The sequence below is a fragment of the Lysobacter sp. Hz25 genome (genome assembly GCF_046097045.1).
Classification (GTDB): Bacteria; Pseudomonadota; Gammaproteobacteria; order Xanthomonadales; family Xanthomonadaceae; genus Lysobacter; species Lysobacter antibioticus_B.
This window is the reverse complement of record NZ_CP175666.1, coordinates 1352535-1373379: the sequence shown is the minus strand read 5'-3', so window position 1 is coordinate 1373379 and position 20845 is coordinate 1352535. Positions and strand designations below refer to the sequence as shown.

Below are 20845 nucleotides of genomic sequence, written 5' to 3'. Positions count from 1 at the left end.
CGTCAGATCGGTTCTTCCCCCGGAGCCGATAACCCATCCAGCCGCACTGCCACAAACCGATCGGGGGCCCCAATGAATCGCCAACATGGTTTTACTTTGATTGAGCTGATGATCGTATTAGCGATCTTGGGCATCCTTAGCGCCATCGCGCTGCCTCTTTATCTCGATTACGCTGCGCGCACCAAGAACAGCGAATGCCTGAATATCGCGGCTGGAGCCAAGCTCTCGGTCGCAGAAACGGCCCAGGACCGCGGCTCCCTGTCGTTGGTGACGGCGACCAATACCGGTTACGCCCCCAGCGCTTCGGAATATTGCGCACCTATCGCGATCGGCGCCAACGGCGTCATTACCGCACGCACTACGACCGGATCGGGCTCGGTGACTTTCACCTTGAGGCCGACCTCCAACCAGGGACGTCTTTCCTGGACCTGCAGCGTCCCCGCGGGCACCAGCCAAGTCCTGGTTCCGGCCGAGTGCCGAGGGCCCTGAGCAGCTTCGCCAGAATGCCGACCGGCCAGCCCGGCGGCGAATGCAAGAAGTAGAGGATGAGCAAAGAAGCAACTCATTTCAGGCTGGCCTTGTACCTCACCTTCGCCGCAACATTTCTGCTGTACGGCGTGGGGCTCCCCGGCCCTTTTCTGTTCGACGACAACTTCAACCTTGCGCCTCTCACGCCGTGGCTCGCTGGCGACGTCGGATGGCGCGAGGTTGTGTTCGGCAACGTGTCCGGCCCCTTCGGGCGTCCAGTCTCCATGCTCTCGTTCCTGTTCAGCGCATGGGCGGGCGGTTCGTATCCCTACCAGTACAAACTCGGCAATCTGGCGATCCACCTCGCATGCGGGGTCCTTTGCTTCTTGCTGCTGCGCCGCCTTATGGCGCGCGATCCCAAGCTGGAGCGTTATGCCCTGCCGATGGCGACCGTAGCGACGATGCTATGGCTGCTGCATCCCTTGCACGTCAGCACCGTGCTGTATGTCATCCAGCGGATGGCCCAACTCAGCACGATTTTCGTGCTGGCCTCGTTGCTGGCTTACTTGGCGGGACGTCGTCGGCTCGAAGCGGGCGCGCACAAGCCGGCGATCGTGTGGCTGTTCCTGGTCTTGCCCTCCCTGTGCCTGCTCGGCTTGCTCAGCAAGGAAAACGCTGTCGTCGCGCCAGGCTTGTGCCTGGTGATCGAGATCGCCTATTTTTCCCGCGATGCCATCGCCCGTCGCTTGCTGGGAATCTTCTACGGCCTGACGTTGGTGCTGCCAGCCTGCGCTGCCGGCCTGATTCTGCTGTTTCGCCCGCACCTGCTCCTCGCCGGCTACGACTTGCGCGACTTCAGCATGCTCGAACGCTTGCTGTCGCAATCGCGCGCGCTCATGTCTTACGTAGGGCTGATCCTGTTTCCGCGCGGCTCCGAAATGGGCCTCTACACCGACGGATTCGCCGTCTCGACCGGCTTCCTGACCCCGGCCACTACCGCACTGTCGATCCTGGCGTTGATCGTCATCAGCGGCATGGCGATTGCGCTGCGCCGCCGCGCCCCGAGTGTCTTCGCCGGCTGGTTCTTCTTCCTCGTCGCCCACGGCGTGGAATCGAGCATCCTGCCTTTGGAGCTCTATTACGAGCACCGCAACTATCTGCCGTCCATCGGCCTGCTGCTGATGCTCGCCGGACTGCTTGGCCTGCTTCCGAACCGAGTCTTGTCCAACACACGGATACGTGCAGCCGCAGCAGTCGCATCGCTGCTCATCGCGGTCGGATTCGGGACAGCCACCTATCGACAAGCAGTGATATGGCGCAGCAAGGACGCGATTGTCGAACACGCGGTGGTGAACCAGCCTCAATCGGTGCGTGCGATCCAGGCTAAAGCCATCAGCGCGATCAACAAAGGCTTTTACGACGTGGCAGCGGAACTGCTGTTGCCGCTGACCGCCAACGACAACCCGCGCACTCGATCGCTTACCTATATCGATCTGACGTCCATCAGCTGCCTGCGCGGCCGCGGCACGGATCCTGCCTGGCTGGACAAAGCCGTCGCCGATGCACGAGACAAGCTCACGATTGGAGAAATCCAGGCCGTCGGCCTGCTGCTGCAGAGCAATAAAGAAGGCCGTTGCGAGAGCCTGGGCCCTCGGCGGGTCGCCGATGCGATCGCTTCGATCGCAGACAAGGCGCGCGCCCAGCCCGACGACGCGTTGCCGAAATGGCAATTGCGTTATGCGGCCGCTATCGCTTACAGCAGAGCCAAACTGTGGCCGGAAACGTTGGTCCAGGCCCGCTTGGCCTGGCAAGCGCCATCGACACCGGAAGTTGGCGGCTTATTGGTCCAGGCACTGGCACATAATGGCCAGCGAGTGGAGGCCGAGCAGTTGTTGGCGAGCCTGGAAAAGCTCATCGACAGCCACGACAAACAGGGGCAGGACATGCTGCAATCAGCGCGCGCAGCCTTGTCGGATAACGCAGCGCGCTGAGCTCTCCATCTGGAATACGCCCCGATGCTCCCCAGTGCCCCCAAAGCACCGTTTCTCGTTTTTGCCGCACCCGACATCCAGGAAGCGGAGATCGCCGAAGTGGAGGCCTGCCTTCGGTCGGGCTGGCTAGGCACCGGGCCGCGAGTCGCCCGTTTCGAAGCCGACTTCGCTGCATACAAGGGAACCGGCGCCAAACACGTGGCCGGCGTGAATTCCTGCACGGCCGCCCTCCATGTAGGCATGGTGGCGGCGGACATAGAACCAGGCAGCGAGGTGATCACCACCCCTTTGACCTTCTGCGCCACAGTCAATTCCATCCTGCACGCAGATTTGGTTCCCGTGCTCGCCGATGTCGATCCGATCACCCAGAACATCGATCCGGACGCCATCGAAGCGGCGATCACTCCGCGCACCCGCGCGATCATGCCGGTACATTTTGCAGGGCGTCCTTGCGATATGGATCGCATCATGGCGATCGCCCGCAAGCATCGCCTGCTGGTCATTGAAGATTGCGCGCACGCGATCGAAACCGAATATCGCGGCGCCAAGGCAGGCACGTTCGGCGACCTGGGCTGTTTCAGCTTCTATGTGACCAAGAACGTGATCACCGGAGAGGGCGGCATGATCGTCGGCCGCGACCCGGAATTGATCGCGCGTGCACGGATGCTGGCGCTGCACGGGATGAGCAAGGATGCCTGGCATCGCTTCGGCGACAGCGGCTACCGGCATTACCAGGTCATGGAATGTGGCTTCAAATACAACATGATGGATCTGCAAGCAGCGATCGGCCTTCACCAACTGGCGCGAGTCGAACAAGGCTGGGAGCGACGCCGCGCCATATGGAGCATGTACGACCAGGCCCTCGGCGAACTGCCCGTTCGGCTGCCCGCGCCGCCGGAGCCGGACACACGACACGCATTCCATCTGTATACCGTGATGGTCGAGAAGGAACGCGCCGGCATCGACCGTGATGCGTTTTTGGATCGAATGAATCAACAGGGCGTCGGCACCGGCGTACATTACCTCTCGGTTGCCGAACACCCTTATTACCGCGAACGGTTCGGCTGGAACCCGGAACAATGGCCGAACGCGATGCGCATCGGACGCAACACCGTCAGCCTGCCCCTTTCGCCGAAGCTCCAGGACGCCGATGTGGCGCGAGTAGTGGACGCCGTCAAGGAAACGCTCGCAAACTGAGAACCATGGATCGCAGAACCTGATACCCGCGCCAATGCCCAAAACCGTTCCCGCCGAAGATTCGACCGGAAGGCTGTCCGGCCGTTCCCGGCCTGGCGTAGTGCGCAAGGCAATGAGCTTGCTGCTGATCCTGCTCGCCACTGCATTCCTGGTGCGGATACTCGCCCCGGAAATGGCGAACATCCGCGAATCGGCGGCCACGGTCCGTTGGCCGCGGATAGCGATCGCATCCTTGGCGCTCGTCCCGATGTGTTTTCTCAAGGCCTGGTATCACTTTTATCTGCTCGAGCGCCTCAGCGGAAACCGCATCGCATTACGGATCGGACTTCCCATCTATCTGCAGTCGCAGATCGTGCGCTATCTACCCGGAACGATCTGGGGCATGGTCTATCAGAGTCAGCGCCTTGCCGATACCCATCGCACTTCCGAGGTGGTGATCGCGAACTTGTGGCAGATGGCTACGACCAATCTGCTTTCGATCGGGGTCATCGTCTCGATATTGCTATCGTGGAATTATTCGCCGGCATGGCTGCTCCTGCTCATTCCCTCGGTGGCCCTGGTAGAGGGATTGCACCGCTATCCGATCGTCGAGTCATGGGTACTAAAGCAACTCGGCCGGTTTCTGCCGCGTTTCGCGCCGCTGGCCGCCGGGCGCATGCTTCCGCCGATGCGCTGGAAAGGGACAGCGATTCTTTGTGCGGAATGGATGTTCTATTTTCTTTCGTTCGTCGTGCTGCTGCAGGGCTCCATGGATTGGCACAAAGCGCTGCTGCTGGCGACGTGGTACAGCGGCGCATCGGTGATTTCGCTGGTCGCTTTCGTGGTGCCGGCGGGCATCGCGGTCCGAGAAGCGGTCTTTGTCGCCGTACCAGGCTTGATCGGCATCGATACCGCCACTTTGGCCATCGTTGCGGTATTGGCGCGAGTCACTTCGCTCCTTGGCGAGATTATGGCCGCGTTGCTGGCCAGCCTGGCGAAACTGGGGATTCGCGATGAGCCGGCCTGATCGAAAACCACGCCTCCACTGGGACTCGCTTGCCCAGATCGACCCTGACGCCGCCGTCATCGATCCGCACGACTTGCGCGGATTGAAGAACCAGTACCTGGCAGGGATACGAGACGCGGCGTTTCGCCAAAGTCTTCAGCGATACGGCGTAGAACACGGCACCCTGCTCGACCTGGGTTGCGGAACGGGAAGCGCCACGCGCCCGTTGATCAACGCGGGCCATCGCGTCATTGGAGTGGATATCTCGAAAAGCCTGCTGCGCCATGCCCGGGCTCGCTGCAACGAAGACGACTGTCTATTCGTTCAAACCGATGGACTGCAACTGCCGATCGCCGATCGCAGTCTCGATGCCACCGTCATCTACGGCGTTCTTATCTATCTCGTGGACGACGCTCAGGCACAGGCCCTGTTGTCCCAGGTTCGAGCGGCGCTGAAACCCGGGGCGCCATTGATCATGATCGAGCAAGTCCGGCGCCACAGGCGCTTGACCGAGCAGGGACTCAAATGCCAACGCTCACGCCAGGAATGGATAAGCCTGGTCGAAGCCGCCGGCTTCAGCGTCCAGGAACACAGGATTCTGCGCCACGGTCGCTTCCCGGCCACACCATTGATTCGTGCGGGGCTGATACCTCGTCGCCTTTGGCCGTTGGCGCATTACCTGGAAACGCGCATCGCGGCGAGAACCGGTGTATTTCCCTGGGACTATGCAGAAGCGCTGTTCGTGGCTACGGCCTGATGCGGATCGATCGCACGCGACTCAACCTCCGAAAACCCGGGATCGGATCGCGCTAAGGCCTCGCGACAGTTTCAGTGCTGCCGCAAATGCTCGTGCACGAACCGGTCTGAGTGCGAGATCACTCACGACCAACTGAACCGGCTGCCCTCCCCAGGCGGCTTTGTAGGCGCTGAGGCTTCCCTGCGTCGCCGGCGACGGCAGGAAGTCGAAACTTTCCAGACCGGCATCGCGTGCCGCCCGCAGCATCAACAGGAACAATTGGTCCGATGGATAATGCCCGCGCACGGAAGGGTCGTGCGCTCCGTGCATATAACAGCCGCGCGAACCTCTGTGCCCAACGCAAACGAAGGCGCAGACTCGACCATCCAACTCGGCCACCCAGGCCGCATAAGGAGCGATGGCCTCGAAATAGCGTTCTGTATACCGTACCGAACCGCCATGCCGATGTAGCGTGGCGCGGTACAAGCCGTACAACCTGGCTCCGTCACCGGCGCGACCACGCCGGATCAGTAATGCCGAGCGAGCCAAGCGATTCGCGGCGCGCCGGGATTTGTCTGCTCCACGCTCACTCCATGCCGCCAGATGCTCGATCGCCATGCTCCCCAGGTCGTGCCGCGCGAACACACGCGAATCATCGACCGGCGCATCCGCCTGGATTCGGATCAGATCGGCCCCGAGACTGTGTGCCGCGTCGATCTGGGAGGCCACCCAATCGGCCGTCAAGCCCGCTGATCCGATCAGGAAATCCGGATAGGCCGCCCGGAAGGGGCCCGCCTCAAAACAAACCATCAACCCGGTGCCGGTGCCGACGCGACTCACCTCGGCCCCGAGCCCCTCGCGCAAAGCTCGAATCCATTGCTGCGAATCCAGATCGATCATGGCAGCGCCGACCTAACCGGAGCATCGACCGAGGCAGCGATATCCGCGGCGATCTTCTCGATGGAAAAACGCCTGTTCATTAGCGCGACCGCCTCCGTGTCATAGCCTTGGCCTAAGGCAGCCCGGATCGCCTCAGCAAATGCCGCAGCATCGACCCGCTCGGCGAGCCAGCCCGTTCCCTCGCCGATCAAGGTGGGCAAATCGCCGACCGGCATCGCCACGACCGGCAAAGAGAACTTCATTGCATCGGAATAAATCACCGGGATGCTTTCCACCCGGGATGGCAATAACAACCTGTCGGCCGCAGAGAACGCTGCGGCGGCCCGTTCCGAATCCAGATAGCCGCTCAAGCGCATCGGCCGGCCCAGAACCTTCAAAGCGTCGACTGCGAGCCTGACTTCTGTTTCCAGAGGTCCGCCTCCGGCGATATGGACTTCGGCAATTCGCGCCCAGTCCTGCTCGTCGAGTAAGCGCAAGGCATCCAACAACAGGTCGACGCCCTTGTTCTTATGCCAGCGACCGAGGAACAACAAGCGATAAGGAGGCTGCATCGCGACTGCTCTCGTGCGATCCGCAATCAGCTTCCGCGTGCTCGGCATGAATGCGAACTCGCGGCCGGTGATCCGTTTCGCATCTTCCGCCAAGCGCATGCCGTCGGCATAAGCATGCTTGGCATCCCTCGCGACCAGGCCCAGCGCGCTACGCACCAGCGGCAATCGTCCCAGCGACCAGATATCGCTGCCTAGCGCCCAGACACTGTATGCAATGCCCTGCTTGCGTTGCAGTGAACGCGTGGCCCATCCACATGGCAGCACCCATAATGCCAACGCGTGTCGTACATCCGCATCGGCGTTGCTTGCCAACGTTACCTTCTTGAGCGAACGCAAGGTCCGTACTATCGCGAGCCAGTCGAACGGATTGCCGGGCGACAGCAGCGACAATGCCTTCTCCGGGGCGCGAAACGTACGGACCTCGACGAGCCCCTGCATCGAACGGCCTTCAGACGTGCCAGGCGCCACTACCGTCACGCGTATATGCCGGGCGAGCTCATTGGCCAGGTCGAATACGAATACGCCTGCCGCATCGCTGCCATCCCTCGCCCGCATGTAAGAGGTAGTGACCAGCAGAATCCTGCCGCGGGAATTCATGGTTTCGAAGCCTTGACCGAGTAGCCGCTGCTCAATGCATTCCAATCGGGCCAGACGAAACTGCCGAGCCAGGCCATCAGATTGATGCTCAGCACGGCGATGGCGGTCAGCGGCAACAATAACGGCCATTGCCAACGCGGCGCTTGGTAGGCCGCTCCGGAGATAGCCAGGCAGCCGAGCAGCCCAACGCTTCGCAGAGCGTGCTGTGCGCGCTCGACCGATTGCAGATCAAGACCCGCCGCTTCCACACCTCGGCGCAGTCCGTACTCGGTAAATCGTTGGTAGTCGTGAGGCGCATCATGGATCGGGTAAAGGAAGGGCATCGACAGCCAAGCGACACCGCCGGGACGCAGCACCCGGCCGAGTTCGGCCAACACGCCCTGGGGATCGCGGGCGTGTTCGAGCACTTCCAGGCAGACCACCGCGTCGAAGCTCCCGTCTGCGAACGGCAAGCGTGCGCCATCTGCGAACACATCCGGCCGAGCGCCATACAGCGATCGCCCCGTCCCGGGATGATCCACCGCGACATAGTGCGCCTGCTCGGCCAGATGCTCTTGGATCCAGCGGTCGCCGGCTCCGATATCCAGCACTCTCCCTCGCACCGTCCCAAGTCCGGCCGGCGCCTTGCGCCCCCCGAGCAGCCATTGCGGATGCAAGGGCGTGCGCGCGAGCGGAGCCAGCAGTCCGCGCAGACCGGTCATGATCCGTCGGCGCGGGTATAGGTCAGCGAAGTGATCTGTTCGGATACCAGGCCGATCAGAAAAACGATGACCGCCGCGCTCAAAAGCAGGACGCTCATATTGGTGAAGCGCCCTTGGGTTACGTAGGTCCAGGAATAGTGCCCCAGGCCCAGTGCCGCGAATCCGAGCGACGCCGGCGCGAACAGCTTGAGCGGCGAGTACAAGGTCGCGATCTTGAAGATGATCAACAAGAAACGAATGCCGTCGCGCAATGGCCGGATATGACTTTGCGTACCGACCCGGCGCGCGACCTCCACCGGTACATAGGTCACCGGATAGGCGCTGCGGAAGAACGCCATCGTGCTCGTGGTCGGATAGCTGAAACCGTTCGGCAGCAGATGCAGGAACTCGCGGAACTTGGCCGCGCGCACGGCCCGGAACCCCGAAGTCAGATCCTGAATCTTATGCCCGGTCATCCAACTGGCCAGGCGGTTGTACAAGGCATTGGCGGCCCCGCGACCGACGCTGGCCTGCCCCGCAGAGCTGCGAGCGCCGACGACCATGTCGTAGCCGGCCTCGAGTCGCTCCAGCAACAGCCGGATATGGGCCGGGTCGTGCTGGCCGTCGGCGTCCATGAACACGATGATCTCGCCGCTGGCTGCTCTGGCGCCCCGCTTGATCGCGGCCCCGTTACCCATCGAATAGGGCGAGGACAGTACTTTGGCGCCCAAACCCGTGGCGACCGCGGCGGTGTCGTCGGTCGAACCGTCGTCCACCACGATGATCTCGGCTCCGGGCAGGGCCTGGCGTAGAGCCGGCAGGGTGCCGCGAAGCCCTTCCGCCTCGTTCTTGGCGGGTATAACTACAGATACGTGCATGCCACCTCCCCAAGGGTGCAGGATAGCCTCTCCGCACCGGGGCCAGAACCGTCCGACTCCAGAAAAGCGACAGCGGTCAGCTCGCCACGGTCTGAGATTGAGGTAAAGTCAGGGTGGGGAAAACTGAGGGCTGAAATGTCCAGCGTCGCGACCGCCAACTTGGTGGGTATCACCGGCATTGCCCGGCGTTTGGTTTTGGATGGAGCCTTGGACGAGGTCAAGGCACGCGAAGCCATGGCCGCGGCCACCGCCGAGCGCAAGCCACTGGCTACCTACCTGGCCGAACACCGTCTAGCCACCTCCGCTCAATTGGCTGCCGCCAACTCGATCGAGTTCGGCGTGCCGTTGTTCGACCCTAGCTCGCTGGACCCCAGCCAGTCCGCGGTCCGGGCGATCAGCGAAGAGCTGATCCGCAAACACAGCGCGCTGCCGTTGTTCAAACGCGGCAACAAACTCTTCATCGGCTTGGCCGATCCGACCAATACCGCCGCCCTCGACGAGATCAAGTTCCAGACCAATGCCGCGGTCGAGGCCATCCTGGTCGATGAGGAACTGATCCGACGCACCCTGGACCGGTGGCTGGAGAATTCCGACGCCCTCGCCAACGCAGTCGGCGACAGCGACGGCCTGGACACCCTGGAGATCGGCAAAGACGACGACCTCAGCACCACCAGCGACAGCGGCATCGACGCCAAGGGCGACGACACCCCGGTCGTCAAGTTCATCAACAAGGTCCTGGTCGATGCGATCCGCCGCGGCGCTTCGGACATCCACTTCGAGCCCTACGAGACCGACTATCGGGTGCGCCTGCGCATCGATGGCCTGCTCAAGCAGGTCGCCAAGGTCCCGAACAAGCTGCACTCGCGCATCGCCGCGCGCCTGAAGGTCATGGCGCAGCTCGACATCGCCGAGAAGCGCGTGCCGCAGGACGGTCGCATCAAGCTCAATCTGTCCAAGACCAAGCAGATCGACTTCCGCATGAGCACCCTGCCGACCCTGTTCGGCGAGAAGATCGTGTTGCGTATCCTCGACGGCAGTGCCGCCAAGCTGGGCATCGAGAAGCTCGGCTACGAGGATTACCAGAAAGAACTCTTCATCAATGCCGTGGCCAAGCCCTACGGCATGGTGCTCGTGACCGGCCCGACCGGCTCGGGCAAGACAGTCTCGTTGTACACGGCGTTGAACATCCTCAACGACGAACAGCGCAACATCTCCACGGTCGAAGACCCGGTCGAAATCCGCGTGCCCGGCATCAACCAGGTGCAGATGAACGTCAAGCGCGGCATGACTTTCGCCGCCGCGCTGCGCAGCTTCCTGCGCCAGGATCCGGACGTGATCATGGTCGGCGAAATCCGCGACCTGGAGACCGCCGAGATCGCGATCAAGGCCGCCCAGACCGGCCACATGGTGCTGTCGACCCTGCACACCAACGACGCACCGCAGACCATCGCCCGCCTCATGAACATGGGCGTCGCGCCTTACAACATCACCTCGTCGGTGACCCTGGTCATCGCCCAGCGCCTCGCCCGCCGTCTGCACGACTGCAAGCGCGAGGTGCATCTGCCCGAACACGCCCTGCTCGCCGAAGGCTTCAGCGCGGAAGAGATCGCGTCCGGATTCAAGCTGTACGAGCCGGCGGGATGCCCGGACTGCACCGAAGGCTACAAGGGACGTACCGGCATCTACCAGGTCATGCCCATGACCGACGAAATCCAAGCCATCGTGCTGGAGGGCGGCAACGCGATGCAGATCGCGGCCGCCGCCATCAAGTCCGGCGTGAACGACTTGCGCCGCTCCGCACTGATCAAGGTGATGAACGGCGTCACCGGCCTGGCCGAAATCAACCGCGTAACCAAGGACTAAATCATGTCCGCGACCCGATCCGCCACCCGCACCGCTACCAAACAAGCCCCCGTGGTTCGCCGCGCCAACCCGCTGGAAATGTTCGTCTGGCAAGGCACCGATAAACGCGGCATCACCATGAAGGGCGAGCAGCAGGCGAAGAACGCCAACATGTTGCGCGCCGAGCTGCGCCGCCAGGGCATCACCCCGACCGTGGTCAAGCCGAAGGGCAAGCCCTTGTTCGGCGCCGCCGGCAAGCGCATCACCCCGGGCGAGATCGCGATCTTCAGCCGCCAGATCGCCACCATGATGAAATCGGGCGTGCCGATCGTGACCTCGCTGGAGATCATCGGCGAAGGGCACAAGAACCCGCGCATGAAGAAGCTGCTCAATACCGTACGCGCGGATATCGAGAGCGGCTCGTCGCTGCACGAGTCGCTGTCCAAGCATCCGGTCCAGTTCGACGAGCTGTACCGCAACCTGGTCAAGGCCGGCGAATCGGCCGGCGTGCTCGAGACCGTGCTCGACACGATCGCGAGCTACAAGGAAAACATCGAGACCCTCAAGGGCAAGATCAAGAAGGCCCTGTTCTACCCCGCGACCGTCGTCGCCGTCGCGATCCTGGTCAGCGCGATCCTGCTGATCTTCGTGGTGCCGCAGTTCCAGGCCACCTTCAAGAGCTTCGGCGCCGACCTGCCGGCGTTCACCTTGATGGTCATCGGCGCCAGCGATTTCATGATCAAGTGGTGGTGGGCGATCCTGCTGCTCACGATCGGCGCCGTCGTCGCCTTCATCATGGCCAAGAACCGCTCGCCGGCGTTCGCCCACTTCCTCGACCGGGCCATGCTCAAGATCCCGGTGGTCGGGCAGATCCTGCACAACGCCGCGATCGCCCGCTTCGCCCGCACCCTCGCCGTCACCTTCCGCGCCGGCGTGCCGCTGGTCGAAGCCCTCGACACGGTCGCGGGCGCGACCGGCAACGTGGTCTACGAAAAAGCCGTGTACCGGATCCGCGACGACGTCTCGGTCGGCTACCAGGTCAACATGGCGATGAAGCAGGTCAACCTGTTCCCGCACATGGTGGTGCAGATGACCGCCATCGGCGAAGAGGCCGGCGCCCTCGACACCATGTTGGTCAAGGTCGCCGAGTTCTACGAGCAGGAGGTCAACAACGCCGTCGATGCGCTGTCGAGCCTGCTGGAACCGCTGATCATGATCATCCTGGGCGTCATCGTCGGCGGCATGGTGGTCGCGATGTACCTGCCGATCTTCAAACTTGCTGCGACGATCTGATCGGGGAAGTATCCTTTCCGCATGGCATTCCTAGATCAGAACCCCGGCCTCGGGTATCCCCTCGCGGCCGGTTTCGGGCTGCTGCTCGGCAGCTTCCTCAACGTCGTCATCCTGCGCCTGCCCAAGCGGCTGATGTGGCAGTGGAAGAAGGACGCGCGCGAAATCCTGGAGCTGCCGGAGGTCTACGACCCGCCGCCGCCCGGGATCGTGGTCGAGCGCTCGCACTGCCCGCACTGCAAGCATCAGCTGTCCTGGTACGAGAACATCCCGGTGTTCAGCTACCTGGTCCTGCGCGGGCGCTGCCGCAGCTGCAAAACCCCGATCTCGATCCAGTACCCGGCGGTCGAGCTGCTGACCATGCTGCTGATGGTGGCCTGTGTGTGGCGCTTCGGCTTCGGCTGGCAGGGCTTTGGCGCGATGGTCTTCACCGGCTTTCTGATCGCGATGTCGGGCATCGACTTCAAGACCCAACTGCTGCCCGACCAATTGACCCTGCCGCTGATGTGGCTGGGCATCGTCGCCAGCAGCGACAACCTGTATTTCCAGACCAAGCCAGCGGTGCTCGGCGCGATTGCCGGCTATATGAGCCTGTGGCTGGTCAATTGGGTCTACAAGCAGTATCAGGTCGTGGTCAAACGGGTCAAAGACCCGCGCGAAGGCATGGGCTATGGCGACTTCAAGCTGCTCGCCGCGATCGGCGCCTGGGTCGGCCTCAAGGGCGTCTTGCCGACGATCCTGTTGTCGTCCTTCGTCGGCGCCGTGATCGGTTCGATCTGGCTGGCGGTCAAGGGCCGCGACATGGGCATTCCGATCCCGTTCGGCCCGTACCTGGCCATCGCCGGCTGGCTCACCTTCTTCTGGGGCGATTCCCTGCTCCAGGCCTATCTGCAGTTCTCCGGCCTCGCCTGAGCCATGGCGGCGTTCTGCGTCGGCGTCACCGGCGGCGTGGCTTCGGGGAAAAGCGAAGTCACCCGGCATTTCGAAGCACTGGGCATCGTCGTGGCCGATGCGGATCTGGCCGCGCGCGCGGCGGTCGCAAGCGGCAGCGCCGGGCTGGCTGAAGTGGTTGCCGAGTTCGGCGCGGCCGTCCTGGATGCTCAAGGCGCGCTCGACCGCGCCGCCATGCGCAAACTCGTATTCGGCGACGACGGCGCACGGCGCCGGCTCGAAGCCATCGTCCACCCGCGCGTGCGCTCGATGCTGCGCGACCAGTGTGCGGACGCGCCCGGCGCCTACGCCATCGCGGCGATTCCCCTGCTGGCCGAAGGCGGCGGACGCGACGCCTACCCGTGGTTGGACCGCGTGCTGGTGGTCGACGTGCCGGTCGATATCCAGCAAGCGCGGGTGATGCAGCGCGACCGTATCGACGGCGAACTCGCCGCGCGCATGATCGCGGCGCAGGCCAGCCGCGGCGAGCGGCTCGCGATCGCCGACGACGTCATCGTCAACGATGGCCCCATCGAGGCCTTGCCGGCCCAGGTCGCGGCCCTGGACCGGCGTTATCGCGCCTTGGCTTCGAGCCGCGCGGCCGGTTGAACCCGCTGCGGTGCGGACGATCCGGATCGATCCGGACCGGCGGCCGGGAACTAACTCGCGACCCAAAGGCCCCGAATGGCGGCGATGCCCTGCGCGCCGTAGCGACGCGCTTCGGCCACTTCGTCCGGGACCAGGCCGCCGATCGCATAGATCGGCAGCGAAACCGACTCGCGCAAGACCGAGAACGCCTCCCAGCCGATGCCCAGCACGCCGGGGTGGCTCGGCGTCGGCTTGATCGAGCCGACCACGGCGAAGTCGCAGCCCAAGGCCTGGGCCGCCCTCAGCTCGTCGGCATCGTGGCAGGAGGCCCCCAGGGGCATCCGGGCCGGGACCGGCCGTTCGGCCAGCTCACGCAGTTGCACGGCACGCAGATGCAGGCCGACGCCCAATGCGTTCGCCAGGGCGACGTCGCCGTTGATCAGCACTTCGGCCTGCACGGCCCGGCAGCGCGCCACGGCGGCCGCAGCCAGCCGTTGGCTGCGTTCGGCCGCGACGGTGCGCAGGCGCAGCTGCACGCGGCGCACTCCGGCCTGCAGCGAGCGCGACAGCGTATCGAGCCAGGCTTCGTCGCTCTCGCCCGGTTCGGGCGTGACCAGATAGTGTTCGGATTGCTGCAATGCGGCGACCACCGGGCGATCCGCCGGCGGCATCGCATAGCTGGCCAGTTTATGCGGCGGCACCCAGACCAGGGCCTGGCCTTCGCGGCCGCGCGCGCTGCCGCGCCATTGGCGGATCTCGCGCACGTCCAGGACCAGGCGCTTGTCCGGGTAGGCCTGCGGCACGCGGATCACCGCTGCGCCGACTTCGGCCTCGATGCCCAGCTCTTCGTGCAGCTCGCGTGCGAGCGCCGCCTCGGGCGTCTCGCCGGGCTCGCGCTTGCCGCCCGGGAATTCCCACAGGCCGGCCAGATCCCGGCCTTCGGTCCGGCGCGCGAGCAGGACTCGCCCGCGCGCGTCGCGGATCACCCCGGCGACGACTTCTACCAGCCGGGAGCGGGGATTCGGGATTCGGGATTCGGAAGCGGCCAGCGCTGCTGCAGCGGCCGCGTCGCCGGGAACGGGTTCGGATTCTGCCTTGCGATTCCCGATTCCCGATTCCCGATTCCCGCCGCCCTCAGCCCAACTGCCCATGGCAGTGCTTGAACTTCTTGCCGCTGCCGCAGGGGCAAGGATCGTTGCGGCCGGCGTTGGCGAAGGCTTCCTCGGACACCTGCGCGGCTTCCTCGTCGGCGCCGAAGCCGCCGGCGGAAGCGTGCTGGAACTGCATCTGCCGCGCCTGCGCTTCGGCCTGGGCGCGTTCGAGCGCTTCCATCTCGGCGACTTCCTGCTCGCTCTGGATGCGCACGCGGGCCAGGATCGTCACCACCTCGCGCTTGACCTTGTCGAGCATCTCCGAGAACAGCTCGAAGGCTTCCTTCTTGTATTCCTGCTTGGGCTGCTTCTGCGCGTAACCGCGCAGATGGATGCCCTGGCGCAGATAGTCCATGCGCGCCAGATGCTCCTTCCAGTTCTGGTCGAGCACGTTGAGCATGATGTGCTTCTCGAGCATGCGCATGGTCTCGGCGCCGACCTGGCTCTCGCGGGTCGCGAAATGCGCCTCGACTGCGTCCTGCACGTTCTGGGCGACCGTCTCGGCATCGAGCTCCTCGGCCGTGCGCGCGGTCTCGACCAGCGGCACCTGCACATTGAACTCCTGCGCGATCGTCGCTTCCAGGCCCGGCAGGTCCCATTGCTCGTCGACCGAATTGGCCGGCACGTAGCGCTGGACCATGTCGGCGACCACGTCGCCGCGGATGCCCACCACGTTGTCCTGCACGCTCTCGGCTTCCAGCAACTCGTCGCGCTGGCCGTAGATGACCTTGCGCTGGTCGTTGTTGACGTCGTCGAAGTCGAGCAGGTTCTTGCGGATGTCGAAGTTGTGGGCCTCGACCTTGCGCTGCGCGTTGGCGATCTGCTTGGTCACCAGCGGGCTTTCGATGATGTCGTCTTCCTTCAGGCCCATGCGCGCCATCACGCGCTGAACCCAGTCGGCGGCGAAGATGCGCATCAGGTTGTCTTCGAGCGACAGGTAGAAGCGCGAGGAGCCCGGGTCGCCCTGGCGACCGGCGCGGCCGCGCAGCTGATTGTCGATACGGCGCGATTCGTGGCGTTCGGTGCCGACGATGTGCAGGCCGCCGGAGGCCTTGACCTGGTCGTGGCGCTCCTGCCAAGCCGCCTTGAGGCGCTGGTGGGTGACTTCGTCGACCGGCTCGCCGCCGTTTTGCGCGGCCAGGTCGGCCAACTCGGCCTCCAGCGAACCGCCGAGCACGATGTCGGTACCGCGGCCGGCCATGTTGGTGGCGATGGTGATCGCGCCCGGACGGCCGGCCTGGGCGATGATGTTCGCTTCGCGTTCGTGCTGCTTGGCGTTGAGCACTTCGTGCGCCACGCCGGCCTCGGTGAGCTGTTGGCTCAGCATCTCGGAGACTTCGATCGAGGTCGTACCGACCAGGACCGGCTGGCCGCGCTCGTGCGCCGCCTTGATCTCGCCGAGCACCGCACGGTACTTGCCGGCGCGATTGAGGAAGACCTGGTCGGAGTGATCCTTGCGCTGCATCGGCCGGTTGGTCGGGATCACGATCACTTCCAGGCCGTAGATGCTCTGGAATTCGTAGGCCTCGGTGTCCGCCGTACCGGTCATGCCGGCCAGCTTCTTGTACATGCGGAACAGGTTCTGGAAGGTGATCGAGGCCAGCGTCTGGTTCTCGCGCTGGACCGGCACGCCTTCCTTCGCCTCGACCGCCTGGTGCAGGCCGTCCGACCAGCGTCGGCCCTGCAAGGTACGGCCGGTGAACTCGTCGACGATCACCACCTCGCCGTCGCGGACGATGTAGTCCACGTCGCGCTGGTAGATGGCATGCGCGCGCAGCGCGGCATTGAGGTGATGGACCACGCTGATGTTGTGGCCGGCGTACAGCGAGTCCTCGTCTTCCTGCAGGATGCCGGCCTTGCGCAGCAGGTCTTCGGCGTGTTCCTGGCCGGCTTCGGACAGGTGCACCTGCTTGCCCTTCTCGTCGACCCAGTAATCGCCCTCGCCGTCTTCCTTCTCCTGGCGGATCAGCGACGGCACGATGCGGTTGACCTTGATGTACAGCTCCGGCGATTCGTCGGCCGGGCCGGAGATGATCAGCGGCGTGCGCGCCTCGTCGATCAGGATCGAGTCGACTTCGTCGACGATCGCGTAATGCAGGCCGCGCTGATAACGGTCTTCCTTCGACAGCGCCATGTTGTCGCGCAGGTAGTCGAAGCCGAATTCGTTGTTGGTGCCGTAGGTGATGTCGCTGGCGTAGGCGGCATGCTTGTCGCTGTGCTGCATGCCCGGATAGACCACGCCGACGCTCAGGCCGAGCCAGTTGTAGAGCTTGCCCATCCACGCCGAGTCGCGGCGTGCGAGGTAGTCGTTGACCGTGACCACGTGCACGCCCTGGCCTTCGAGCGCGTTGAGGTAGACCGGCAGCGTGCCGACCAGGGTCTTGCCTTCGCCGGTGCGCATCTCGGCGATCTTGCCCAGGTGCAGGACCATGCCGCCGATCAGCTGGACGTCGTAGTGACGCATGCCGAGCACGCGCCTGGACGCCTCGCGGCAGACCGCGAACGCCTCCGGCAGCAGCTTGTCGAGCGACTCGCCGTCGGCGATGCGCTTCTGGAACTCCGGCGTCTTGGCCTGCAGCTGTGCGTCGGAGAGCTTCTGCATCTCCGGCTCGAGCGCATTGATCCTGACGACGGATCGTTGCAGTTGACGCAGCAGACGATCGTTGCGGCTGCCGAAAACGCGGGTAAGCAAGCTGTTGAGCATGAACGGGTCCGTGTAAAGCGAACGGGGTGGCACAGGCGGGCCGGTTTAAGAGCGCGCCGCCGCCGGCAAGTTCCCCAGGAATCCAGACGACCAGCCTGTTCTTGCATTTCGGCATCCCGAAAACGCAATCGGAGGCGCCGTGCGCCCCCGATCGAATCGAGCCTGGTCTTTGGCCACACGCATTCTAGCGTGGGGGGCGACCTGAACGGTATCAAGGGGGATGTGCGCCGATCGAATGTGGGACTTTGCTCGATTCCACAGTTTGGCGGGATTCCCGGGCTCGGGTAAGTCCGGTGCTCGGCGGCTTTGGACGAACTAGGCAGCCTGGCTATTGACCGCTCGGCGCGGGAAGCCCTTCGACTTGGATGGCTGTAGAGCCCAATCAGGTCGGTATGCGAGCCGGCGGAGATCGACCAGGACCGAGGCCTCACCCGCTCGGTTGGCCCGCCGCAGCGCGGCGGGCGTTCACCAAGCCCGCGAGCCAGTGGCTCGCGAGCGGGCTTGGTTCACCCCCTCAGCGGGGATTGCTGGTTGAGGAACTTGAGCGGGTTCACCACCCGGCCGCCTTCCCAGACTTCGAAATGCACGTGCGCGCCGGTGGAACGGCCGCTGGAGCCGGCCTTGGCGATCTCCTGGCCGGCGCGGACGAGTTCGCCGACCTTGAGCAACAAGCTGGAGTTGTGCGCATAACGCGTCACGTAGCCGTTGCCGTGGTCGATCTCGATCACGTTGCCGTAGCCCGAACGCACGCCGGAGTAGCTGACCACGCCATCGGCCACGGCCAGCACCGGGTCGCCGACGTCGGCCTCGAAATCGATGCCCTTGTGGAACGCGGCGCCGCCGTTGAACGGGTCGGCACGGCCGCCGAAGCCGGAGGTGATATAGCTGTTGGCGATCGGCGCACGCGAGGGCACCGCATTCATGTCGACCTGGCGGTTGAACAGCAGCGACTCGAGCACCGAGAGCTGTTCGCCGGAGGCCTTGAACTGGCGATCGAGCAGGTCCATGCCGGCATCGAGCTCGGGCTTGGCCATGTCGCGCACCGGACCGGCGCCACCGACGCCGACCGGCTTTTCGAAATCGAACTCGCCGTCCTGCAACTGGCCGATCCGGGTCAGGCGCTCGCCGAGCGCGTTGAGACGGTTGGCTTCGGCCTGCAATTCGCCCATGCGTGCGGCGAGGGCGTTGATCTCGCGCTGCGCGTCGCGGCGCGTCGCGGTGATCTGGGCCTGCTGCTGGGTCAACTGCGCGCGTAGCATGCGGTTGTCGGCGATGCCCGCACCGGCACCGATGCTGACGCCGGTGCCGAGCAGCAATGCGATGGCGAGCGCCGGACGGCGGGAGCCGATCCGTCCGGCCTGCTGGAAGAACTCGCCCAGCCTGGCTCGTGTGTTGTCTACGATGGTTTTATAGGTCATGTGTCCGATGTCTTATTCCAAGCCCAAGCCGCCGTCGCGCGGCCCCTCTAAGCCGCGCATCGCCTTGGATGCACTGCTCGAAGACCCCGCTGGCAACCCGATCCGCCGAGCCCTGTGGCTCGACGAACTGGACCGTCGGTTACGCCCCTACCTGCCGCCTTCGCTCGCCGCGCACGCGCGGTTGGCCAATTTCGAACGCGGCAGGCTCGTGTATGTCGTCGATGCTCCGGTGTGGCGCGCCAAATTGAGGCTCGCAGCTCCGGAACTGCTCGACGCAGCCCGATCCGTCGGGCTGGAAGCGGCCGAATTCGTCGTCAAGACGACGATTCCCATGCCGGCGGCAGCGCCGGTGAGGAAGGCCAAACCCATGTCGGCTGCGACGCAAGAAGCGCTGCAAGCCGCGCTGGCATCGCTGAAGAAACCTGATCCGTCAGGGCCCAGCGACGCCGGCTGACACTCGGGGCGGTCCGCGTCGTCGACGCAAACCGGCGGGGGTCCGAGAGCCGGGGTCGGAGAATCCTACTGGCCCTACCCCTCGGCTTTGTTAAAGAGCCGGAAGCATTTCAGAAAGGTTTCGTTAGAAATTAGTTAAGGCGTCACGCGCCGTTCACGAGTGTGACCGCGTTAACGTTCTTGATTTTCCGGGCCGGGCGTCGGTCGCGCATTCAGTTTCGGGCGCCGTTTACCGGCCTCCGCACTCGGTCCGAACAGGCCGGATCGAGGTTCCCAATCAGGCAGAATCAAGCCGGAATAGGCTCGCCGTAGGCCACCGGAGTCGGCTCCGAGCCGGTGTAGGTCACTTGCTCCCAGGCCGAACGTTCGGCCAGCAGGGCGCGCACGAGCTTGTTGTTGAGCGCGTGGCCGGACTTGTAGCCCTCGTAGGCGCCGATGATGGCGTGGCCGGCGAGGTAGAGATCGCCGACGGCGTCGAGGATCTTGTGGCGGACGAATTCGTCGGCGTATCGCAGGCCGTCGTCGTTGAGCACGCGGAATTCGTCCAGCACGATCGCGTTGTCCATCGAGCCGCCGAGGCCGAGGTTGCGCTCGCGCATGTATTCCAGGTCGCGCATGAAGCCGAAGGTGCGGGCGCGGCTGACTTCGCGGATGTAGTTCTCGGTCGAGAACTCGACCTGCGCGCGCGATTGCGCCGCCGGAATCGCCGGATGGTCGAAGACCACGGTGAAACCCAGGCGGAAACCGTCGAAGGGCTCGAAACGGGCGACCTTGTCGCCGTCGCGCACCTCGACCGGATGTTTGATGCGGATGAAGCGCTTGGGCGCGTCCTGCTCGGCGATGCCCGCCGACTGCAGCAGGAACACGAACGGACCGGCCGAGCCGTCCATGATCGGCACTTCCGGTGCCGACAGTTCGACATAGCAATTGTCGATGCCGAGCCCGGCCATCGCCGACAGCAAGTGTTCGACCGTCATGACCTTGCCGGCGCCGTAGGTCAGGCCCGTGCACAGGGTGGTCTCGGTGACCAGGTCGGCACGCGCAGGCAGTTCCACCACCGGGTCGAGATCGACGCGGCGGAACACGATGCCGGTATCGGTCGGCGCCGGGCGCAGGGTGAGAAAAACCTTCTCGCCGCTGTGCAGGCCCACGCCGGTGGCGCGGATCACATTCTTGAGGGTGCGCTGACGCAGCATGGTCGTAGGGGGACTTTCCGCGGACATGGAGTGTTGGTGTCGGCATCGGTCCGCAAAGCCTGCGGACGCGAAGGGGACCGACCACTGGATGGGGGTGAAACGAAGCCGCGCAAGATTAGCACGCGCAACCCTGAACCTGAACGGAAAGGACACACTGTCCCGCCGTTGTCAACAGCGTTCGTCAAACTGACCGGTCGACCGCCCCGAGGGGGAGGGCCGACCGGCCCAAAAGCCCCCTGCGCCGGGGCGCGGGGGCAAGATGCCTGAGGCCGGGGACGAGTCCGGCCCGA

18 protein-coding genes are annotated in these 20845 nt (G+C 64.3%); 10 read left to right on the top strand and 8 right to left on the bottom strand.

The genetic code is table 11. The features are described 5' to 3' along the window. Positions 1 to 72 precede the first annotated feature (72 nt). The 5 genes from ACKN61_RS05745 to ACKN61_RS05725 all read left to right on the top strand — a co-directional run bounded on the left by ACKN61_RS05745 (position 73) and on the right by ACKN61_RS05725 (position 5398). Positions 73 to 489 carry a pilin gene (locus ACKN61_RS05745; protein WP_408952683.1) on the top strand — a complete coding sequence of 139 codons (417 nt, stop codon included), beginning with the start codon at positions 73 to 75 and terminating at the stop codon, positions 487 to 489. 56 nt (positions 490 to 545) lie between these two features. After that, positions 546 to 2459, top strand: a complete 1914-nt coding sequence (locus ACKN61_RS05740; protein ID WP_408952682.1) for a hypothetical protein — start codon at positions 546 to 548, stop codon at positions 2457 to 2459. Positions 2460 to 2483: 24 nt separating this feature from the next. Next, entirely contained in the window at positions 2484 to 3656 is a 1173-nt protein-coding gene (locus ACKN61_RS05735) for a DegT/DnrJ/EryC1/StrS family aminotransferase (RefSeq protein ID WP_408952681.1), read from the top strand. A gap of 112 nt (positions 3657 to 3768) precedes the next feature. Continuing rightward, a complete protein-coding gene (locus ACKN61_RS05730) occupies positions 3769 to 4662 on the top strand; it encodes a hypothetical protein (RefSeq protein WP_408952680.1) in 894 nt (297 codons plus the stop codon). Further along, on the top strand, positions 4649 to 5398 hold the full coding sequence (locus ACKN61_RS05725) for a class I SAM-dependent methyltransferase (protein WP_408952679.1): 750 nt from the start codon (positions 4649 to 4651) through the stop codon (positions 5396 to 5398). The genes ACKN61_RS05730 and ACKN61_RS05725 overlap by 14 nt, the downstream gene beginning before the upstream one ends. A gap of 21 nt (positions 5399 to 5419) precedes the next feature. Here ACKN61_RS05725 and ACKN61_RS05720 read toward each other — a convergent pair whose 3' ends face one another. From ACKN61_RS05720 to ACKN61_RS05705, 4 genes are read right to left on the bottom strand one after another with little or no spacing between them, the layout of a single operon-like run. Beyond that, positions 5420 to 6277: a GNAT family N-acetyltransferase gene (locus ACKN61_RS05720; protein ID WP_408952678.1), complete on the bottom strand. Its 858-nt coding sequence runs from the start codon at positions 6275 to 6277 to the stop codon at positions 5420 to 5422. After that, entirely contained in the window at positions 6274 to 7425 is a 1152-nt protein-coding gene (locus ACKN61_RS05715; RefSeq protein WP_408952677.1) for a glycosyltransferase, read from the bottom strand. The genes ACKN61_RS05720 and ACKN61_RS05715 overlap by 4 nt, the downstream gene beginning before the upstream one ends. Next, positions 7422 to 8126: a class I SAM-dependent methyltransferase gene (locus ACKN61_RS05710; protein WP_408952676.1), complete on the bottom strand. Its 705-nt coding sequence runs from the start codon at positions 8124 to 8126 to the stop codon at positions 7422 to 7424. Before ACKN61_RS05710 ends, ACKN61_RS05715 begins: the two co-directional genes overlap by 4 nt. Then, positions 8123 to 8983: a glycosyltransferase family 2 protein gene (locus tag ACKN61_RS05705; RefSeq protein ID WP_408952675.1), complete on the bottom strand. Its 861-nt coding sequence runs from the start codon at positions 8981 to 8983 to the stop codon at positions 8123 to 8125. The genes ACKN61_RS05710 and ACKN61_RS05705 overlap by 4 nt, the downstream gene beginning before the upstream one ends. Positions 8984 to 9118: 135 nt before the next feature. Between ACKN61_RS05705 and pilB the strand changes: the two genes are divergently transcribed. The 4 genes from pilB to coaE are packed head-to-tail and all read left to right on the top strand — an operon-like array spanning position 9119 to position 13654. After that, positions 9119 to 10846, top strand: coding sequence for a type IV-A pilus assembly ATPase PilB (gene pilB, locus ACKN61_RS05700; RefSeq protein ID WP_408952674.1), 1728 nt, complete (start codon positions 9119 to 9121; stop codon positions 10844 to 10846). A gap of 3 nt (positions 10847 to 10849) precedes the next feature. Continuing rightward, entirely contained in the window at positions 10850 to 12118 is a 1269-nt protein-coding gene (locus ACKN61_RS05695) for a type II secretion system F family protein (RefSeq protein ID WP_408952673.1), read from the top strand. Between the two features lie 21 nt (positions 12119 to 12139). After that, positions 12140 to 13027 (top strand): prepilin peptidase, encoded by an 888-nt coding sequence (locus tag ACKN61_RS05690; protein ID WP_408952672.1) that lies wholly within the window; start codon positions 12140 to 12142, stop codon positions 13025 to 13027. A 3-nt stretch (positions 13028 to 13030) separates the two neighbouring features. Then, complete coding sequence (coaE, locus tag ACKN61_RS05685) at positions 13031 to 13654, top strand: dephospho-CoA kinase (RefSeq protein WP_408952671.1); 624 nt, start codon at positions 13031 to 13033, stop codon at positions 13652 to 13654. 50 nt (positions 13655 to 13704) lie between these two features. On the opposite strand, the gene ACKN61_RS05680 is transcribed toward coaE, so the two are convergent. The 3 genes from ACKN61_RS05680 to ACKN61_RS05670 all read right to left on the bottom strand — a co-directional run bounded on the left by ACKN61_RS05680 (position 13705) and on the right by ACKN61_RS05670 (position 18906). Continuing rightward, positions 13705 to 14661 (bottom strand): Nudix family hydrolase, encoded by a 957-nt coding sequence (locus ACKN61_RS05680; protein ID WP_408953768.1) that lies wholly within the window; start codon positions 14659 to 14661, stop codon positions 13705 to 13707. A gap of 106 nt (positions 14662 to 14767) precedes the next feature. Next, positions 14768 to 17488 carry a preprotein translocase subunit SecA gene (gene secA, locus ACKN61_RS05675; RefSeq protein ID WP_408952670.1) on the bottom strand — a complete coding sequence of 907 codons (2721 nt, stop codon included), beginning with the start codon at positions 17486 to 17488 and terminating at the stop codon, positions 14768 to 14770. A 506-nt stretch (positions 17489 to 17994) separates the two neighbouring features. Continuing rightward, positions 17995 to 18906: a M23 family metallopeptidase gene (locus ACKN61_RS05670; protein ID WP_031371607.1), complete on the bottom strand. Its 912-nt coding sequence runs from the start codon at positions 18904 to 18906 to the stop codon at positions 17995 to 17997. A gap of 7 nt (positions 18907 to 18913) precedes the next feature. Between ACKN61_RS05670 and ACKN61_RS05665 the strand changes: the two genes are divergently transcribed. Continuing rightward, positions 18914 to 19360 (top strand): DUF721 domain-containing protein, encoded by a 447-nt coding sequence (locus ACKN61_RS05665; RefSeq protein ID WP_031371606.1) that lies wholly within the window; start codon positions 18914 to 18916, stop codon positions 19358 to 19360. A 286-nt stretch (positions 19361 to 19646) separates the two neighbouring features. Here the strand turns inward: ACKN61_RS05665 and lpxC are convergent, their stop codons facing one another. After that, positions 19647 to 20555 carry a UDP-3-O-acyl-N-acetylglucosamine deacetylase gene (lpxC, locus tag ACKN61_RS05660; protein WP_031371605.1) on the bottom strand — a complete coding sequence of 303 codons (909 nt, stop codon included), beginning with the start codon at positions 20553 to 20555 and terminating at the stop codon, positions 19647 to 19649. Positions 20556 to 20845 lie beyond the last annotated feature (290 nt).

Coding starts and splice junctions, on each gene's coding strand:
- ACKN61_RS05740 (WP_408952682.1), top strand. CDS start 546: ATGAGCAAAGAAGCAACTCATTTCAGGCTGGCCTTGTACCTCACCTTC.
- ACKN61_RS05725 (WP_408952679.1), top strand. CDS start 4,649: ATGAGCCGGCCTGATCGAAAACCACGCCTCCACTGGGACTCGCTTGCC.
- ACKN61_RS05695 (WP_408952673.1), top strand. CDS start 10,850: ATGTCCGCGACCCGATCCGCCACCCGCACCGCTACCAAACAAGCCCCC.
- coaE (WP_408952671.1), top strand. CDS start 13,031: ATGGCGGCGTTCTGCGTCGGCGTCACCGGCGGCGTGGCTTCGGGGAAA.
- ACKN61_RS05730 (WP_408952680.1), top strand. CDS start 3,769: ATGAGCTTGCTGCTGATCCTGCTCGCCACTGCATTCCTGGTGCGGATA.
- ACKN61_RS05715 (WP_408952677.1), bottom strand. CDS start 7,425: ATGAATTCCCGCGGCAGGATTCTGCTGGTCACTACCTCTTACATGCGG.
- ACKN61_RS05745 (WP_408952683.1), top strand. CDS start 73: ATGAATCGCCAACATGGTTTTACTTTGATTGAGCTGATGATCGTATTA.
- ACKN61_RS05710 (WP_408952676.1), bottom strand. CDS start 8,126: ATGACCGGTCTGCGCGGACTGCTGGCTCCGCTCGCGCGCACGCCCTTG.
- ACKN61_RS05735 (WP_408952681.1), top strand. CDS start 2,484: ATGCTCCCCAGTGCCCCCAAAGCACCGTTTCTCGTTTTTGCCGCACCC.
- ACKN61_RS05665 (WP_031371606.1), top strand. CDS start 18,914: ATGTCTTATTCCAAGCCCAAGCCGCCGTCGCGCGGCCCCTCTAAGCCG.
- ACKN61_RS05720 (WP_408952678.1), bottom strand. CDS start 6,277: ATGATCGATCTGGATTCGCAGCAATGGATTCGAGCTTTGCGCGAGGGG.
- secA (WP_408952670.1), bottom strand. CDS start 17,488: ATGCTCAACAGCTTGCTTACCCGCGTTTTCGGCAGCCGCAACGATCGT.
- pilB (WP_408952674.1), top strand. CDS start 9,119: ATGTCCAGCGTCGCGACCGCCAACTTGGTGGGTATCACCGGCATTGCC.
- ACKN61_RS05705 (WP_408952675.1), bottom strand. CDS start 8,983: ATGCACGTATCTGTAGTTATACCCGCCAAGAACGAGGCGGAAGGGCTT.
- ACKN61_RS05670 (WP_031371607.1), bottom strand. CDS start 18,906: ATGACCTATAAAACCATCGTAGACAACACACGAGCCAGGCTGGGCGAG.
- ACKN61_RS05690 (WP_408952672.1), top strand. CDS start 12,140: ATGGCATTCCTAGATCAGAACCCCGGCCTCGGGTATCCCCTCGCGGCC.
- lpxC (WP_031371605.1), bottom strand. CDS start 20,555: ATGCTGCGTCAGCGCACCCTCAAGAATGTGATCCGCGCCACCGGCGTG.